This window comes from Amycolatopsis tolypomycina, from assembly GCF_900105945.1.
GTDB classification, from domain to species: Bacteria; Actinomycetota; Actinomycetes; order Mycobacteriales; family Pseudonocardiaceae; genus Amycolatopsis; species Amycolatopsis tolypomycina.
The window spans coordinates 377,750-392,818 of the sequence record NZ_FNSO01000003.1; the positions used below are offsets into that span (position 1 = coordinate 377,750).

At 71.5% G+C, this 15,069-nt stretch carries 16 protein-coding genes; 8 read left to right on the top strand and 8 right to left on the bottom strand.

Annotated features, from left to right (window positions below; genetic code table 11):
• Positions 1-22 precede the first annotated feature (22 nt).
• Together BLW76_RS07325 and BLW76_RS07330 are read left to right on the top strand one after the other, a co-directional pair.
• Positions 23-958: an ATP-binding cassette domain-containing protein gene (locus BLW76_RS07325; protein WP_091305072.1), complete on the top strand. Its 936-nt coding sequence runs from the start codon at positions 23-25 to the stop codon at positions 956-958.
• Positions 955-1,704 (top strand): ABC transporter permease, encoded by a 750-nt coding sequence (locus BLW76_RS07330; RefSeq protein ID WP_091305073.1) that lies wholly within the window; start codon positions 955-957, stop codon positions 1,702-1,704. The genes BLW76_RS07325 and BLW76_RS07330 overlap by 4 nt, the downstream gene beginning before the upstream one ends.
• On the opposite strand, the gene BLW76_RS07335 is transcribed toward BLW76_RS07330, so the two are convergent.
• Positions 1,688-4,786, bottom strand: a complete 3,099-nt coding sequence (locus BLW76_RS07335) for an ATP-binding protein (protein ID WP_091305074.1) — start codon at positions 4,784-4,786, stop codon at positions 1,688-1,690. The two genes, BLW76_RS07330 and BLW76_RS07335, sit on opposite strands and share 17 nt — an antisense overlap.
• 99 nt (positions 4,787-4,885) lie before the next feature.
• Between BLW76_RS07335 and BLW76_RS07340 the strand changes: the two genes are divergently transcribed.
• Together BLW76_RS07340 and lipB are read left to right on the top strand one after the other, a co-directional pair.
• A complete protein-coding gene (locus tag BLW76_RS07340) occupies positions 4,886-6,106 on the top strand; it encodes a cytochrome P450 (protein ID WP_091305075.1) in 1,221 nt (406 codons plus the stop codon).
• A gap of 9 nt (positions 6,107-6,115) precedes the next feature.
• Positions 6,116-6,751, top strand: coding sequence for a lipoyl(octanoyl) transferase LipB (gene lipB / locus BLW76_RS07345; protein ID WP_091305076.1), 636 nt, complete (start codon positions 6,116-6,118; stop codon positions 6,749-6,751).
• Here the strand turns inward: lipB and BLW76_RS07350 are convergent.
• Genes BLW76_RS07350 through BLW76_RS07365 form a run of 4 tightly spaced genes read right to left on the bottom strand, consistent with a single transcriptional unit; the run spans position 6,735 to position 10,658 of the window.
• Positions 6,735-8,126, bottom strand: coding sequence for an alpha/beta fold hydrolase (locus tag BLW76_RS07350; RefSeq protein ID WP_091305077.1), 1,392 nt, complete (start codon positions 8,124-8,126; stop codon positions 6,735-6,737). The two genes, lipB and BLW76_RS07350, sit on opposite strands and share 17 nt — an antisense overlap.
• Before the next feature lie 44 nt (positions 8,127-8,170).
• Positions 8,171-9,298: an SMP-30/gluconolactonase/LRE family protein gene (locus tag BLW76_RS07355; protein WP_091305078.1), complete on the bottom strand. Its 1,128-nt coding sequence runs from the start codon at positions 9,296-9,298 to the stop codon at positions 8,171-8,173.
• A gap of 51 nt (positions 9,299-9,349) precedes the next feature.
• Complete coding sequence (locus BLW76_RS07360) at positions 9,350-9,988, bottom strand: pyridoxine/pyridoxamine 5'-phosphate oxidase (RefSeq protein WP_091305079.1); 639 nt, start codon at positions 9,986-9,988, stop codon at positions 9,350-9,352.
• Position 9,989: 1 nt separating this feature from the next.
• Positions 9,990-10,658: a hypothetical protein gene (locus tag BLW76_RS07365; protein ID WP_091305080.1), complete on the bottom strand. Its 669-nt coding sequence runs from the start codon at positions 10,656-10,658 to the stop codon at positions 9,990-9,992.
• Positions 10,659-10,740: 82 nt separating this feature from the next.
• On the opposite strand from BLW76_RS07365, the gene BLW76_RS07370 reads away from it, so the two are divergent.
• Positions 10,741-11,274 (top strand): DUF2020 domain-containing protein, encoded by a 534-nt coding sequence (locus BLW76_RS07370; protein ID WP_208613234.1) that lies wholly within the window; start codon positions 10,741-10,743, stop codon positions 11,272-11,274.
• Positions 11,275-11,420: 146 nt separating this feature from the next.
• The gene (locus BLW76_RS07375) at positions 11,421-11,873 is read left to right on the top strand and encodes a DUF6918 family protein (protein ID WP_091305081.1); all 453 of its coding nucleotides are present in this window, start codon (positions 11,421-11,423) and stop codon (positions 11,871-11,873) included.
• 64 nt (positions 11,874-11,937) lie between these two features.
• On the opposite strand, the gene BLW76_RS07380 is transcribed toward BLW76_RS07375, so the two are convergent.
• The gene (locus tag BLW76_RS07380) at positions 11,938-12,474 is read right to left on the bottom strand and encodes a hypothetical protein (protein ID WP_091305082.1); all 537 of its coding nucleotides are present in this window, start codon (positions 12,472-12,474) and stop codon (positions 11,938-11,940) included.
• 90 nt (positions 12,475-12,564) lie between these two features.
• Here BLW76_RS07380 and BLW76_RS07385 point away from each other — a divergent pair, with 90 nt between their 5' ends.
• Both BLW76_RS07385 and BLW76_RS07390 read left to right on the top strand, forming a co-directional pair.
• On the top strand, positions 12,565-13,083 hold the full coding sequence (locus tag BLW76_RS07385) for a peptidylprolyl isomerase (RefSeq protein WP_167384499.1): 519 nt from the start codon (positions 12,565-12,567) through the stop codon (positions 13,081-13,083).
• A gap of 38 nt (positions 13,084-13,121) precedes the next feature.
• On the top strand, positions 13,122-14,081 hold the full coding sequence (locus BLW76_RS07390) for a rhomboid family intramembrane serine protease (protein ID WP_167384500.1): 960 nt from the start codon (positions 13,122-13,124) through the stop codon (positions 14,079-14,081).
• On the opposite strand, the gene BLW76_RS07395 is transcribed toward BLW76_RS07390, so the two are convergent.
• Positions 14,078-14,491, bottom strand: coding sequence for a PH domain-containing protein (locus tag BLW76_RS07395; protein ID WP_244170078.1), 414 nt, complete (start codon positions 14,489-14,491; stop codon positions 14,078-14,080). The genes BLW76_RS07390 and BLW76_RS07395 overlap by 4 nt on opposite strands.
• Before the next feature lie 70 nt (positions 14,492-14,561).
• Positions 14,562-14,828 (bottom strand): cell division protein CrgA, encoded by a 267-nt coding sequence (gene crgA, locus BLW76_RS07400; RefSeq protein ID WP_091305085.1) that lies wholly within the window; start codon positions 14,826-14,828, stop codon positions 14,562-14,564.
• Positions 14,829-15,069 lie beyond the last annotated feature (241 nt).

The following is a 15,069-nucleotide window of genomic DNA, read 5'->3' on the forward strand; positions in this document are numbered from 1 at the left end:
GCCGTCCGAACACAGTGTTCCCATGACCGAAACCGCGATCACCGCCTCCGGGCTCCGGAAGGCCTACCAGGACAAAGTCGTGCTGGACGGCATCGACCTGGACGTCCCGAACGGGACGATCTTCTCCCTCCTCGGCCCGAACGGGGCCGGCAAGACGACCATGGTCAACGTCCTGACCACGCTGCTCAAGGCCGACGGCGGCACGGTTCGCGTCGCCGGGTACGACATCGCGACCGAGACCAGGAAAGTCCGGTCCGCGATCGGCGTCACCGGGCAGTTCGCGGCCGTCGACGAGCTGCTCACCGGTGAGGAAAACCTCCAGCTCATGGTCGACCTCGGCGGCGCGAAGGACGGCAAGCGCGTCGTCGGCGGCCTGCTGGAGCGGTTCGAACTCACCGAGGCGGCGAAGAAGCCCGCGTCGACCTACTCCGGGGGCATGCGGCGGAAGCTCGACCTGGCGATGACGCTGGTCGGCCGCCCGCGGATCATCTTCCTCGACGAGCCGACGACCGGTCTCGACCCGCGCAGCCGGCGGACCATGTGGGCGATCATCCGCGACCTCGTCGCCGACGGTGTCACCATCTTCCTCACCACCCAGTACCTCGAGGAAGCCGACCAGCTCGCCGACCGGATCGCCGTGCTCGACCAGGGCCGGCTGGTCGCCGAGGGCACCGCGGACGAGCTCAAGCGCCGGATTCCCGGCACCCACGTCCGGCTCCGGTTCGCCACCGCCGCCGAGCTCGACGCCGCCGCGCGCGTGCTCACCGACGCCACGCGCGACGACGAAACGCTCGCACTGCGCGTGCCCGGTGACGGCGGTTCGAAATCGCTGCGCCTGCTGCTCGACCGGCTCGACGAATACGCGCTCAGCGCCGAAGAGTTCTCCGTCCACACCCCCGACCTCGACGACGTCTTCCTCGCCCTCACGGGCCACACCACGGAGGTGGCTGCGAAATGAGCACCAAATCCCACTCGACCGTCATGCTGCGCCGCAACTTCAAGCACATCGCGCGCAATCCGACCTCGGTCTTCAACGCCGTCCTGATGCCGATCGTGCTCATGCTGATGTTCGTGTACATGCTCGGAGACGCTTTCGACGTCGGCGTCGATTACGTCGACTACGCGACGCCCGGCCTGATGCTGCTCGCCGTCTGCTACGGCCTCGGCGCCACGGCGACGTCGGTCAACTCCGACATGACCAAGGGCATCATCAACCGCTTCAAGGTCATGGACGTCTCGCGGGGCGCTGTCCTCATCGGACACGTCGTCGCGAGCGTGCTGACCAACGTCGTCGCCATCGCGGCTCTCGTCGGCGTCGCTTTCCTGCTCGGCTTCAGCCCTTCGGCGGGATTCCTCGACTGGCTCGGCGTCGTCGGCATGGTCCTGCTGCTCGCTTTCGCGGCCGGCTGGTTCACCGTCGCACTGGGCCTGGCCGCGAAATCGCCGGAAACGGCAGGGATGGGCGCGGTGCCGCTGGTGATGCTGCCGTTCTTCAGCAGCGCGATCGTGCCCGCCGACAAAATGGGCCCCGGTCTCCGGGAATTCGCCGAGTACCAGCCGTTCACGCCGATCATCGAAACCGTGCGCGGGCTGCTCAACGGCGCGCCGTCCACCGGCTACGCGATCGCCGCGATCGCCTGGTGCGCCGGGATCGCGGTGATCGGTTACGTCTGGGCGCGGGCGAAGTTCACGAAGCGAGCGTGACCTCGACCAGCTCCTGCCAGTTCCCTTCCGTCCCTTCCCGCGTCGCCTCGGTGAACCGCGTGTCACCGAGGCGACGTCGTGCGGTTTCGGCGATCCGGGTCGCGTCCGGGTGGGACCGGTCCGGCAGGCCCCGCAGGACGGCGCTCGCCGCGAGCAGCCGGGCGGCCTGCTCGGCTTCGCCGGTCCGCAGTGCGAGATCCGCGATCCCCACGATGACCTGGGCGAGCGTCAGCGGGTGGCCAGCCTCGACCGCAGCGCGGAAGGCCGCGACGCGGTGGCCACGGGACTCGCCGAGGTCGTCGGCGACGTAGCCGAGCAGGTCTTCGGCCACCGCGCGGACGTTCGCCGTCTTGGCCTCGTCGCCGAGCATCGCGGTCGCGATGTCGAGCTGGCGGCGGGCCTGCTCCGCGTCGCCGCGCCAGCGGGCGAGTTCGGCCTTCGACAGCGCCAGATCGGCCAGCGCGTTCGGCCAGGCGACCCGCTCCGCGGACCGGTGCGCGTCGGCCAGCGCGGCCGCACTGGCGGCTTCGTCGCCGAGCAGCCAGTACAGCTGGGCCTGGCGCATCCGCATCCGCACGACGTCCTCGATCGCCCCGACCTCGGTGACGATCGCGACCGCTTCCTCGTAGTGCGCGCAGGCCCGGCCGAACTCGCCGCGCACGGCGAGGTGGTCGGCCAGCTCGGTCAGCGCGAACGACGTCCCCCACCGCTCGCCGGTGGCGCGGAACTCGGCGAGCGCCGTTTCGAGGTGGGCGTCCACCTCTTCGCCGCCGCGGCCGAGCTGGATCCGCATCTTGCCGAGCTGCAGCCGGGCCACCGCGCGGACCCACGAATCTTCGTCGGCGAGCAGCGGCTCGAACGCGGTGAGCGCCTCGTCCGATCCGTGCAGCAGGCGTTCCAGCGCCGGGGCGAACCTCAGCTCCACGCCGGGGTCCGGCACCCGCAGGCTGATCTCGTAGGACTTGCGGATCCAGTCCACCGCCCGTGACTCGTCGCTCTGCTGCCCGGAAGTCACGAACTGCACGACGAACGAGTACACGATGCCGCGGATCTCCTCCGGCACCTCGCCGGGGACGGCGGTGGCCGCCAGGACCAGCTCGTTGCCCTCCGCGCGGTGGCCGCCGAGCCACCAGTACCAGGCGGCGCCCGCCGCGAGCCGCATCGCGTTCGCGGCTTCGCCTGCCGCGAGGGCCCCGCGCATCGCGGCGGCGATGTTCTCGTGCTCGGTCTCCAGCCTGGCCAGCCACTCCAGCTGCTCGGCCCGGCGGAGGTGCGGCTTCGCCGTTTCCGTCAGCTCGGTGAAGTACGCGAGGTGCGCGTGCCGCGCCTGCTCCGTCTCCCCGGCTTCCGCGAGGCGCTGCGCGGCGTACTCCTTGATCGTGCCGAGCATCCGGTACCGCGGCGCGCCGTCGCCGTCGATGACCACCACCAGCGACTTCTCGGTCAGCGCCGTCAGCAGGTCGAGGGCTTCCTCGCCGCAGACGCGCTCGGCCGCCGCCAGGCTCGCCCCGCCGGCGAAGACCGCGAGGCGGCGCAGGACCACGCGTTCGGCGTCGGTCAGCAGCTCCCAGCTCCAGTCGATGACCGCGCGCAGCGTCCGGTGCCGCGGCAGCGCGGTCCGGCTGCCGCCGGTCAGCAGGCGGAAGCGGTTGTCGAGGCCGTGGGCGAGCTGGTCGAGCGACATCGTGCGCAGCCGCGCCGCCGCGAGCTCGATGGCCAGCGGCATCCCGTCCAGTGCCCGGCAGACGCGCGCGAGCGTCGGCAACGCGCCGGCGTCGGCCGCGAGTTCCTTGCGCACCGCGCCGGCCCTGTCCCGCAGCAGCCGGACGGCCGGAGCCGCCTCGATCTCGGCGGGATCGGCGCCTTCCGGCGGCAGGGACAGCGGCGCGAGCTGCCACAGCGCCTCGCCGGTGATGCCGAGCGGTTCCCGGCTGGTCGCGAGGATCCGCAGCCGGCGGCACTCGCCGAGCACCCGGTGCGCGAACGCCGCCGCGGACTCGATGACGTGCTCGCAATTGTCCAGGACCAGGAGCATCTCGCGCTCGCGCAGGGCCGCGATGACGCGTTCCGTCGGTTCGGCGTCCGGTGCCTCGCCGAGCAGCGCGTCCCGCAGCTTGAGCGCGCCGAGCGTCGCCTGGGCGACGTCGCCGTCCGCGCCGATGCCGGCGAGTTCCACCACCCAGGCCCCGTCCGGCCGGCCGTCGAGCAGCCGGCGCGCGGTCTCCGTGGCCAGCCGGGTCTTGCCGGAGCCGCCCGGGCCGATCACGGTGGTGAGCCGGTGCTCGGTGATGAGCTCGCGGACCGCGGCGACGTCGGCGTCCTTGCCGACGTAGCTGGTCAGCTCGGCCCGCAGGTTGGTCTTACGGTCCGCCTCGGGCCGCGCCAGCTCGCCCCGCAGCAGCGCGACGTGCAGGGCCGAGAGTTCCGGTGAGGGGTCGACGCCCAGCGAATCGGCGAGTGCGTCCTTCGCGCGCTGGTACACGAGCAGTGCCTCGGTGTCGCGGCCGCTCGCGACGAGGGCCCGCATCAACGCGGCGACCAGCCGTTCGCGCATCGGGTTCGCGGCGACCAGATCGGTCAGCTCGGTGACCACCTTCGCGCCGTTTCCGAGGTTGAGCTCCGCGTCGAAGTACTCCTCCGTGGCCGTCAGGCGCAGGGCTTCGAGGCGGGTCACCGCCGCTTCGAGCGCCGCGCTTTCCGGCAGGTCGACGTCTTGCAGGGCCGAACCGCGCCACAGTTCGAGCGCTTCCCGGAGCCGGTTCGGATCGCCGGCGAGGCGTTCGAACCGCACGGCGTCGACGTCGTCGGGCGCCACCACGAGCCGGTAGCCGGTCGGCCGTCCGTCGACCGATCCATCGGGCAGGGCCTTGCGCAGCCGGGAAACCAGGCGCTGCAAGGCGTTCGCCGCTTCGGCGGGCGGCTGCTCGCCCCAGATCCAGTCGACGAGGGTGCTCTTCGGGACCACCTGACCCGGTTCGAGCGCGAGGGCGACCAGCAGGCCGCGCAACCGGGCACCCGGCACATCGGCGAGCGCGCCGTCGTCCGTGCGCACTTCGAAGGGCCCCAGGATCCCGATCTGCACCCGGCCGATCTTGCCACGGACCGCGCTGTCCGAGGCGTGTCAGGCCCGTGTCAGCCGGGTCGGCGATCGTCGTCGGCACACACCACGAAAGGAAAGCCGATGACCCAGGTCGACGTCCCGCACGGACTCCCCATGGACCGCGACGCCGGGCCCTTCGACCCGCCGCGGGCGATCACGCGGCTGCGTGCCGCCCGCCCGGTCAGCCCGCTCGTGTTCCCCGACGGTCACGAAGGCTGGCTCGTCACCGGCTACGAAGAGGTCCGGCAGATGATGGCCGACACGCGCTTCAGTTCCCGCCTCGACCTCGACATCGTCCACGTGCCGTACGAGACGGGCATGCCCGCCCCCACCGAGCCGTCCCCGCAGATGCCCGGCATGTTCATCGCCATGGACCCGCCGGACCACGGCCGGCTGCGCCGCAAGCTCACCGGCGCCTTCACCGTCAAGCGGATGAAGCAGCTCGAGGAGCACATCGCCGACATCGTCGAGCGGCAGCTGGACCACCTGGCGCGGCTGACCCCGCCGGTCGACCTGGTGCAGGAGTTCGCGCTCCCGGTGCCGTCGCTGGTGATCTGCGAGCTGCTCGGCGTGCCGTACGCGGATCGGGGCACGTTCCAGGCCAACTCCGCGCAGTTCATGCTCCGCGAGCAGACGCTCGAGGAGAAGATGGGCGCGTACATCGCGGTGAACACGTACCTGACCGAGCTGGTCACGAGCAAGCGCGCCGAGCCCGGCGACGACATCCTGTCCGACCTGGCCCGGCACGAAGAACTGACCGTCGAAGAGCTGACGGGAGCGGCCTTCCTGCTGCTGCTCGCCGGCCACGAGACGACGGCCAACATGCTGTCGCTGGGCACGTTCGCGCTGCTGGAGCACCCGTCGCAGGCGGCCGAGCTGCGCGCCGACGCGGAGCTGCTGCCGGGCGCGGTCGAGGAACTGCTGCGCTACCTGTCCGTGGCCGACATCTTCTTCCGCTACGCCACGGAGGACCTCGAGCTCGGCGGCGAGACGATCACCAAGGGCTCGACGGTGGTGGTCTCCCTGCTGGCCGCCAACCGCGACCCCCGCCGCTTCGAGAACCCGGACACCCTCGACATCCACCGCAACGCCCGCGGCCTCCTGTCCTTCGGCCACGGCGTGCACCAGTGCCTCGGCCAGCAACTGGCCCGCATCGAGATGCGCGCCGGGTTCGAGGGGCTGCTGCGGCGTTTCCCGACGCTGGCGCTGGCGGTCCCGGCGGAGGAGGTGAAGCTGCGGACCGACATGAACATCTACGGCGTCCACGAGCTGCCGGTCACGTGGACGGAACCGGCGGCGTAGCTTGGCACCGTGGGATGGCCGATCAAGCGGGTCGACCTCGGGGAGGTCGAGTACCACCAGGCTCTCGCCGACATGCGCACCTGGGTGGAAGAACGTCAGCAGGGCCTGGCCGAAGACCGGCTCTTCCTGCTGAGCCACCCGGCGATCGTCACCTACGGGCCGCGCACCGATCCCGCGGACCTGCCCGCCGATCTCCCGGCCGTCCAGGTCGACCGCGGTGGGTTCGCCACCTACCACGGGCCCGGCCAGCTCGTCGGCTACCTCGTTGCCGACGTCAAGGCGCGCGGGCCGGTCGACATCGTGCGGTGGCTGGAAAACGGTCTGGTCGAAGCCCTCGCGAGCCTCGGCTTTCCCGCGATCCGGCGGGATACGCCGAAAGGCGCGTCCAGCCTCGCCGGCGTCTGGACGCCCGACCTCCGCAAGGTCGCGTCGATCGGCATGCGGATCCGCCGGGGTGTCACCAGCCACGGCTTCGCGCTCAACGTCGACCCGGACATGGCAGCCTTCCACCGCTTCACGGCCTGTGGGCTCGCCGACGTCACGATGGCGTCCCTCGCCGAGCTCGCCGCCGAACAGCGGCGAGGGACTCCGTCCGGCTCCGAGGTACGAGACGCGGCTTTCGCCTCCCTCACCGCAGGAAGCTGATCACCGCGTCCCTCCCCGCGTGGCCGCGCTCGCGGTTCTGGATCGAGTGCGACTCGCCCGGCACGATCACCAGCTGCCCGCGCGGGGCCTGGGCCGCCTCCTCACGGGCCCACTCCAGCGGCGTCGACAGGTCGCGGTCGCCGTTGAGCAGCAGGACCGGGACGTCCGGCAGCGAGCCGGCCGGGTTCGAGCCCGGGCGTTCCGCCGGCCACGGCAGGCACGTCTGGACGAATCCCTGCTGCGTCGCCACTCCCGTCGTGTACGGCCAGGTCGCCGACTCCGGGAGCAGGCGGGACGTCAGGGACAGCAACGGCCTGCGGAGGGCGAGCGGGGTGGCCGCCGAACCCCACGGGAACCGGCCGTCCGCGCACAGCGTTGCCGCGTGGAGGCCGGAGCTGAACGCTGCCGGGTCGTCGCCGCCCGACTTGTACGCCTCCAGCAGGCCGTCCAAGCGGGCCGGGGCGCCGCCGCGGGCTTCGTGCAGGGCGCCGATGATGTCGCCCGCCGCCGGGTTGCGGTACGTCGGATCCACGAACTCGTACGTCACGATCGTGTCGAAGACGCGCACTCCGTCCGCCGTGCCGCGGTGGCGGACCACCCACGCCAGGTCCTCGGCCGGGTCGTAGCCGCAGGCCGGGGCCACCGCGCACGCCTCGCGCAGCACGCGCGCCTCCGCCGTCAAGCCCGTCAGGTACAGCGACGCCGAGGCGGAAGTGTGGTGGGGCAGCACCGAATCGAGGATCACCTTGCTGACGCGGTCCGGGTGCGCGATCGCGTACCGGGCCGCCGTGAAGGAGCCGTACGAGACGCCGTCGACGACCAGCTTCGGCACGCCCAGTGCCTGCCGGAGCCGGTCGAAGTCCGCCACGCTCTGGTCGGTCGAGTACAGCGGAGCCGTGTCGCCGAGGATGCGCGCGCACTCCTGCACCGCGGCCACCGACGGCGTCGCGATGTCCGAGCTGCCCATCTCCGCCTGCAGTCCGGGACACCGCAACGCCCCCGACGGCCCGGTGCCGCGCTGGTCGAGCATCACGATCCGGTAGTCCTTCGCGACTTCCGGCAGCCGTTGCCTGGCGATCCGCGTGATGGTGCCGACGCCGCCCTGGCCGGGGCCGCCGGTGAGGAACAGCAGGACGCCCTTGGGCGCGTCGGCGTTGTCCGCGGTCGCCACCGGCAGGGCGAGCGTGCCCGGCACGCGGCCGGTGTGGTCGAACGGCACGGTCAGGGTCGAGCACGTGAAGCCCGGCTGGCCCGGGCACGGGTGCGGATCCGCCAGCTTCGGTCGTCCCCCAGGACGCGCGTCGGCCGGGGCCGCACCCCCGAGTGCGGCGGTCAGCGCCAGGACCAGCCCGGCGGTCAGCATCTTCGAGCGCATGCCTGCATCATGCGCACAGCCGCCCGCGCGCGGGCTACCCCCGATCAGGGCTTGACGCAGGAAACCTTCGCCCGCACTGCGCCCGCGGGAGCGGCTTCGCCCGCGGTGTTCGGGGCGTTGTCGCGGCGGTTGCCGTCGGACTGCGTGACGCACAGGCGGCCGTCCGGCAGCAGCACCGGGCTGGTCGGGAACTCCAGCGGCCCGCCGTTGCGCAGCTTCGACGTCGTGTCGGCCGGGTTGCGGAAGTACTCCGTCACGCGGCCGTCGCGGCGGGCCACGACGATCGCGTTGCGCTCGTTCACCGCCGTCCAGACGCCGCCGGCGCGGTCGAGGACGATCCCGTCGGCGCCTTCGAGGTACGGGTGCTGCACGCCGAGGTTGTCGAGGCAGAGCGTGTTCGGCGGGAAGGCGACGTCGCAGCCGGTCGTCGCGCGCGGGCGGCCCGCGCGGTCCATCGGCACGCGCCACAGCGCGCCCCGGGCGGTGTCCGCGACCAGCAGCGTGCCGTCCGCGGTGAAGGCGAGGCCGTTCGCGACGATGTGCTGGGAGCCCGCGGTGTCCGCCGCCGTCCGGCCGTTGGGAGTGATCGTCACCGTCCCCGGCGGCAGGCCGCGCACGTCCCGGCCGACCCCGCCGGGGATCACGTCGCTGACCATCGGCTGCACGCGGAACGCCTCGGCGGCCACGCCGTCCGCGCCCGCGCGCCACACCCGGCCCTGCCCGGTGGTGCCGTCGGAGATCCACAGCGCGCCCGCGGAGTCGAAGGCCAGGCCGTTCGCGCCGGGGACGCCGCTGGTGAACACGGTCGCGGACGGCGGGTTCGCCGCGTCCGGCACGAACGACACCACGGTGTCGCCGTTCGCCACGTACAGCCGGCCACGGCGGTCGAACGCCAGCCCGGCGGGGTTGCACGGCACCGGGATCGTGCCGACGACGGCCGCGGGACCACCGGCGGCCGCGACCCGGAAGACCGGGCAGGGATCGGCGCCGCGGGCCGGCGTGTAGAGGTTGTCGCGCCCGTCGGTGGTCAGCCCTTCCAGGCCGAGCGGGGACGCGAACACCGTCTCGAAGACGGCGGGCCGCGGTGGCGGGGCGAATTCACCGGCGGAAGCGCCGGACAGCAACCCGGCGGACAGCGCGGCAGTGACGGCGAGGACGACGATCCGGCGCATCAGGGCCTCCGTTTTGTCGGATTTCCTGCCTACGCCGCCGCGTCCGGGCCGTCAAGGCCAGAGGCGCTCGCGGACCCAGCCGCCGCCGGCCTTCCGGTACCGCAGCCGCACGTGCCGCCGGTCGTGACTGGCCTGCCAGAACTCGACCTCGTCCGGGTCCACGAAGTACCGCGTCCAGGTCTCCGGGGCGACGTCCGGGTTCGCCTCGACCCAGCGCTCCGCCTCCGCGGCCGCCGCGTCGAGCTCGGCCGGGTCGGTCAGCACCTGCGACTGGTGCCCGATGAACGCCTCGACGCGGGACGCCGGCGGCCGGGCGAGGAAGTCCGCCGCCGACACCTCGGGCGCGGCGGGGGAGACCGGGCCGCGCAGCCGGACCTGACGGCCGCGGCCGGGCCAGAAGAACGTCAACGCCGCGCGCGGGTCCTTACCGAGCTGTACGCCTTTCGGGCTCTCCGAGCTGGTCGCGACCGCCCAGCCCGCCGGGCCGACGTCCTTGAGGATCACCACCCGCGCGTCGGGCGCGCCGTCGGCATCCACTGTGGACAGTGTGACGGCGTGCGGGGCCAGCACGTGCTCGCCGGCTTCGGCCAGCCACTCCAGGAACAGCGCCTGCGGGCCCGGCGGCGCCGTCTCCGGCGTGAACACGGGAAGCTCTTCGGGGAACGACGGCCAGCCGCGCAACTGCACCATGTCAGTAACCGTACGGACCCTGCTGGGGCGCGTGCCCGGGCGGTGGGTAGACCGGCGGCTGCGGACCGGCCGGGCCGCCGGCGTACGGCGGGGGCGGCACCTGCGGCGCGGGCGGGACCATCGGCGGCTGCTGCTGCGCGGGGTACTGCTGCTGCTGCGCCTGCTGCCACTGCAGCTGCTGGTAGACCTCGGCGGGCTGCGGGAAGCAGTACGTCAGCTTGGCGTTGACCGAGCCCTGGACAGCGGCGCCCCAGAGCTTGCCGCCGACGAACGCGTACATCTGGCCTGCCGAGAGGTCGACGGCGACCATCCGCGTCTCGCCGCCGAACTGGTTGCCCGACTTCGCCGACGCGGCCTGCGCGGCGTCCGGGTACACGCGGCCGCCGACGAGCCCGGCGATCACGACCGACGCCGCCGTCCAGCCCATGGTGCCGACCAGGTTCGCGCGGGCGTGCTGGGTGGCGCGGCCGGTGAAGTCGTACAGCGCGGCCGCGCTGACCTCGGGCACGGCGGCCGCGATCACGCAGTAGTTCATCGTCGACAGCAGCACCGATTCGGTGAACAGCCCGACGACGGCCGTGGCGGGGCCGATCTGCACGGTGTTCAGCCGGCCGCCGGCCCGCTGGATGCGCTCGGCCATCGCGCCGAGGTACTGCTCGGGGGTGAGCATGGGGTCATCGTCGCACGTCCGGTGGTCACGCCGTCGTCAGCCAGCGGTTTTCACACATGCTTCGTGGTTGACTGTCCGCGCTATGCGACGACTCGTACTTCTCGCGCCCGCCGTGGCCCTGCTGGCCGGCTGCGGCGCCACCATCGTGACCGGCACCGCGGTGCCCGGCCCGCCGTCGGCGTCCGCGAACTCGAGCAACGCCGGCGGCCTGCCCCCGGACCCGCAACCGGGGGCGACGGAGGACTGCCCGTACCTCGGCAGCGAGTTCGTGGCCGAGTCGAACGGCCAGCACGTGTCGAAGGTGCGCGTGTCCGCCGACCAGCCGCACCCGGCGTGCTTCTTCTATCGCCCGGACGGGAAGATCCAGCTCACCGTCCGTGTGTACGTCGGCGACGCGCAGACCGCGACGGCGCTGGTCAACAAGGCGGCGCCGCTCGACTCGTCCAACCCGGCGAGCGACCCTTCCGGCTGGAAGGGGGGCTATTTGTCGTCCGACGACGGCGCTGTCTACGCGGTCGCCAAGGGGGCGACGGCGGTCATCGCGTCCACCAACCAGAAACAGAGCGTCAAGGCACGCACAGTGGTCAAGAAGGCTATCGCTGCCCTGAAGCTCTAGGTAGTGACCTCCACACGGGTGAGTGATGTTGATCTTGTATTACCCTGTGCGTCACGCGCAGGCTTCGTGGACTCGCGCACCGCAGCCACCGGGGACCCCCACCCCGGGGCGGGGCACCAACTCTGCAAGGACAAAGGACAAGATTCGTGGCTGACACCCTCAAGGAAATCCTGCTCGACTCCAGCCGTCGCCCGGCGGTCGTGACCGACTTCGAGACCCTCGTCGACGCCGAGGTCTCGGACAAGGGCGGCGTTTCGGGTGCCGTTGTGAAGACCGGCTTCGCCGCGGTCAAGAAGATCAAGCCGGGCATCATCCCCTCGGCCGTCGACACGCTGCTGCCGGACTTCGCGTCCGCGCTCGAGCCGTTCTACGGCGACTACAAGGCCCAGGGCGGCAACGACTTCGGCGCCTACCTGACCAGCCGCTCGGACGAGGCTTCCGACGCGCTGCTGAGCGTCACCGACTCGCGCGCGGAGAAGAGCAGCCGCGACAGCATCAAGAAGGTCTACTCGAAGCTGCGCCCGAACGGCAAGAAGAACGTCGAGGAGGCGCTGCCGCGTCTCGGCCAGCTGATCGACAAGCACGCCGCGGCCGTCTGATCGGTTCCCGAGCAACACTGAAGAGGCCCCCGGTTGCACCCCCGGGGGCCTCTTCGTGTGCTGTTCAGTTCTTCTTTTCGGCCGGCGCCGCGGAGGGCGCCTTGCCGTTCGCCTGCGGGGCCGGCTTCGCGGCTTCAGGCTTCGGCGGGGCCGGCGGGGTGGCCTTCGGCGGCGCGGGCGCGACCGGCGGCTCCTGCTTCGAGCGGAGGGCGTAGGCGGCACCAGCGCCGACCACGACCAGGCCCAGCAGCCACGGCCACTTGCGACGGCTGCGCGTGCCCTTGGCGGCCGACTTGGCCTCGGAGAGCGCGGCGTAGAAGTCCTTCTTCGCCGCCTTGAAGTCCTTCTTGCCGCGGCGCTTCGACTCGCCGGCCGCCTTCGCGGCCTTGATGGCGGCCTTCTTCGCCTTGCGACCCGGCTTGCGCAGCTCGGACAAGCGCGCGAGCGCCTCCTGGCGAGCGGCCTTCGAGCTCTTCTTGAGCTCCTTGCGGGTCAGTTCCGTCTTCTTCGCGAGCTTCTTCTGCGCGCGCCGCCCCTGCTTGACACCCTCGGTGACGAGTTTGTCGGCGGTCTCGACGGCCTGGGCTGTCGCCCGGGACATGGGCTTCACCTCATCATTCGTTTTGACACTGCTCTGTTACCCGTAACCTATCGTGCCCCTTTTCCGCGCCGCCCGCCCGCAGATGGCACGATGAGGTCTGTGAAAGCTACGCTGCACACCAATCAGGGTGACATCCACCTCAACCTGTTCCCGGACCACGCGCCGAAGACGGTCGCGAACTTCGTCGGGCTCGCCGAGGGCACCAAGGAGTACACCCAGCCCAACGCGGCGGGGACGAACTCCGGCCCGTTCTACGACGGGTCGATCTTCCACCGGGTCATCGACGGTTTCATGCTGCAGGGCGGCGACCCGACCGGCACCGGTCGCGGCGGCCCCGGCTACAAGTTCGGCGACGAGTTCCACCCGGAGCTGCAGTTCAGCAAGCCGTACCTGCTGGCCATGGCGAACGCCGGGCCGGGCACCAACGGCTCGCAGTTCTTCATCACCGTCGCGCCGACCACCCACCTGAACTTCCGGCACACGATCTTCGGCGAGGTGGCCGACCAGGAGTCGCGCACCGTCGTCGACGCGATCGCCCGGACGTCGACCGGCCCGGCGGACCGCCCGCTGACCGACATCGTCATCGAGAAGGTCAGCGTCGAGCACTGACGGCCTCTTCAGGTGGGTTTCGGTAGGTTGGTGCCATCGTGAACCAACCGCCGAACCCCGCCGCCGAACAAGCCGCGCTGCCCGGGTGCTGGTGGCACCCCAACCGCCCGACCGGACTGAGCTGTTCCCGGTGCGGGCGTCCGGCGTGCCCGGACTGCCTCCGCGAAGCCCCGGTCGGCTTCCACTGCACCGACTGCGTCCACTCCGGTGGCCAGGAGCAGCGCCGGCAGCACCGCGGGTACCAGGACGCCGGCTTCGGCCAGCGCACCGTCTTCGGCGCGCGGCTCTCGCAGTCCGTGCTCGTCACCCAGGTCATCCTCGCGGTGAACGTCCTGGTCTTCCTGGCCACGGTGCTCCAAGCGCAGAGCCTCAACGACAACGACCTGTCGTCGCTCTTCCAGTACGGCGCCCTCTACGGCGACGCGACCATGGGCCACGGCGAGTGGTGGCGGGTCCTGACCAACGGCTTCCTGCACTACGGGCCGATCCACATCGCGGTCAACATGTTCTCGCTGTGGATGATGGGCCGGTCGCTCGAGCAGGTGACCGGCCGCGGCCGCTACCTCGCGCTCTACTTCGTCTCCATGCTCGGCGCGTCCACCGCCGTGCTGCTGTTCGGCAACCCGGCAGGCTTCCCGGGCACGGCGGGCGCGTCCGGGGCGCTGTTCGGCCTGATGGGCGCGTACGGCGTCACGGTGCTGAAGCTGCGCCTGAACCCCACCGGCCTGATCATCACGCTCGCGCTGAACGCGTTCATCACCTTCGGCATCCCGGGCATCTCGATCTTCGGGCACCTCGGCGGGCTGGTGACCGGCGCGCTGGTGACCATCGCGCTGCTCTACGCCCCGCAGGTCAAGCAGGCGCGGTGGCAGGCGATCGGCATCGGGATCATCGTCGTCGCGCTGCTCGGCCTGCTGGTCTACCGCGGTGCGCAGGCCTCGCCGACGACCTGCGACTTCGTCCAGTACCGCGAGGGCCTGTACTACACCTGTCGCTAGCCGCGCAGCGTGCTGAGGACGTCCAGGACGTCCCGCGGGTCCTCGCCGAGGTCGAGCCACCCGAAGACGTACAGCTGCTCGTCGTGCTCGATCTCCAGCGTGACGCCGTCGCGGCCCATCCGCCGGGTGGTGCGCAGCCGGGTGCGCGTCTGCGCCCACGGCAGCCGGTGCGTGCCGCCGAGCGTCCGGGCCACCAGGCCTTCGGCGTCGGCGGCCAGCCGCGGCCGGACGACGGTGGCGTGGCCGGCGAACGCGCCGACGGCGACGGCCGCCAGTGCGAACAGCACCAGCCCGCCGCGGTCGCCGGTCAGCGCGTCGACGACGACACCGACCAGCAGCAGCGCGGTGACCGCCCACGCCGATACCACAACGGCCGGGCGGGGCGCCCAGGAGGTGGGGTAGTTATCCACAGGGGTTATCCACACTGGGGATGAGTCACACCGCTGTAATTCGACGTCAAGCCGCCATTTGGAGTAATAATCAGCGCCAGCGCATGGTCATGAGCAGACCCGCGATCATCAGCGCGAACCCACCGGCGAAGTTCCAGTTGCCCAGGTCGGCCATCCAGGAGATCTTGTCCCCGGCGATGTAGTTGACCAGCAGCCAGATCAGGCCGAGGATCATCAGCCCGAACATCGGGATCTTCCAGGCGAGGCCCGTCGGGCCTGCGGCCCGCACCTTCACCGGCGTGCGCCGGTCGGCGGGCGGGGTGTACGCGGTCTTCTTGCGGACCTTGGACTTGGGCATCGTGTGTTCCTCGCGGTGCTCTTCGGGCTCGTCTGGTGGCGATGTCCCGCTGAGGGTGCGCAACCGGCGCCACGTGCACACGTTAACGTAAACGACCGCAGGAAAGCAGCGGCCAGGAGTGGTCGGATTTCCCGGACCGTGACAACGGGGTCACCCAGGTGAACCTTATTCAGCCGTCGGCCGGCGCGAGGGTCACCACAGGTGGCAACGTGCGGTCCGCGGCGCCGTCCTAACCAGAATA

Excerpts from the sequence above, each read along its gene's own strand:
- BLW76_RS07325 (WP_091305072.1), top strand. The coding sequence starts at position 23 with ATGACCGAAACCGCGATCACCGCCTCCGGGCTCCGGAAGGCCTACCAG.
- BLW76_RS07330 (WP_091305073.1), top strand. The coding sequence starts at position 955 with ATGAGCACCAAATCCCACTCGACCGTCATGCTGCGCCGCAACTTCAAG.
- BLW76_RS07340 (WP_091305075.1), top strand. The coding sequence starts at position 4,886 with ATGACCCAGGTCGACGTCCCGCACGGACTCCCCATGGACCGCGACGCC.
- BLW76_RS07350 (WP_091305077.1), bottom strand. The coding sequence starts at position 8,126 with ATGCGCTCGAAGATGCTGACCGCCGGGCTGGTCCTGGCGCTGACCGCC.
- BLW76_RS07355 (WP_091305078.1), bottom strand. The coding sequence starts at position 9,298 with ATGCGCCGGATCGTCGTCCTCGCCGTCACTGCCGCGCTGTCCGCCGGG.
- BLW76_RS07360 (WP_091305079.1), bottom strand. The coding sequence starts at position 9,988 with ATGGTGCAGTTGCGCGGCTGGCCGTCGTTCCCCGAAGAGCTTCCCGTG.
- BLW76_RS07365 (WP_091305080.1), bottom strand. The coding sequence starts at position 10,658 with ATGCTCACCCCCGAGCAGTACCTCGGCGCGATGGCCGAGCGCATCCAG.
- BLW76_RS07370 (WP_208613234.1), top strand. The coding sequence starts at position 10,741 with ATGCGACGACTCGTACTTCTCGCGCCCGCCGTGGCCCTGCTGGCCGGC.
- BLW76_RS07380 (WP_091305082.1), bottom strand. The coding sequence starts at position 12,474 with ATGTCCCGGGCGACAGCCCAGGCCGTCGAGACCGCCGACAAACTCGTC.
- BLW76_RS07385 (WP_167384499.1), top strand. The coding sequence starts at position 12,565 with ATGAGGTCTGTGAAAGCTACGCTGCACACCAATCAGGGTGACATCCAC.
- crgA (WP_091305085.1), bottom strand. The coding sequence starts at position 14,828 with ATGCCCAAGTCCAAGGTCCGCAAGAAGACCGCGTACACCCCGCCCGCC.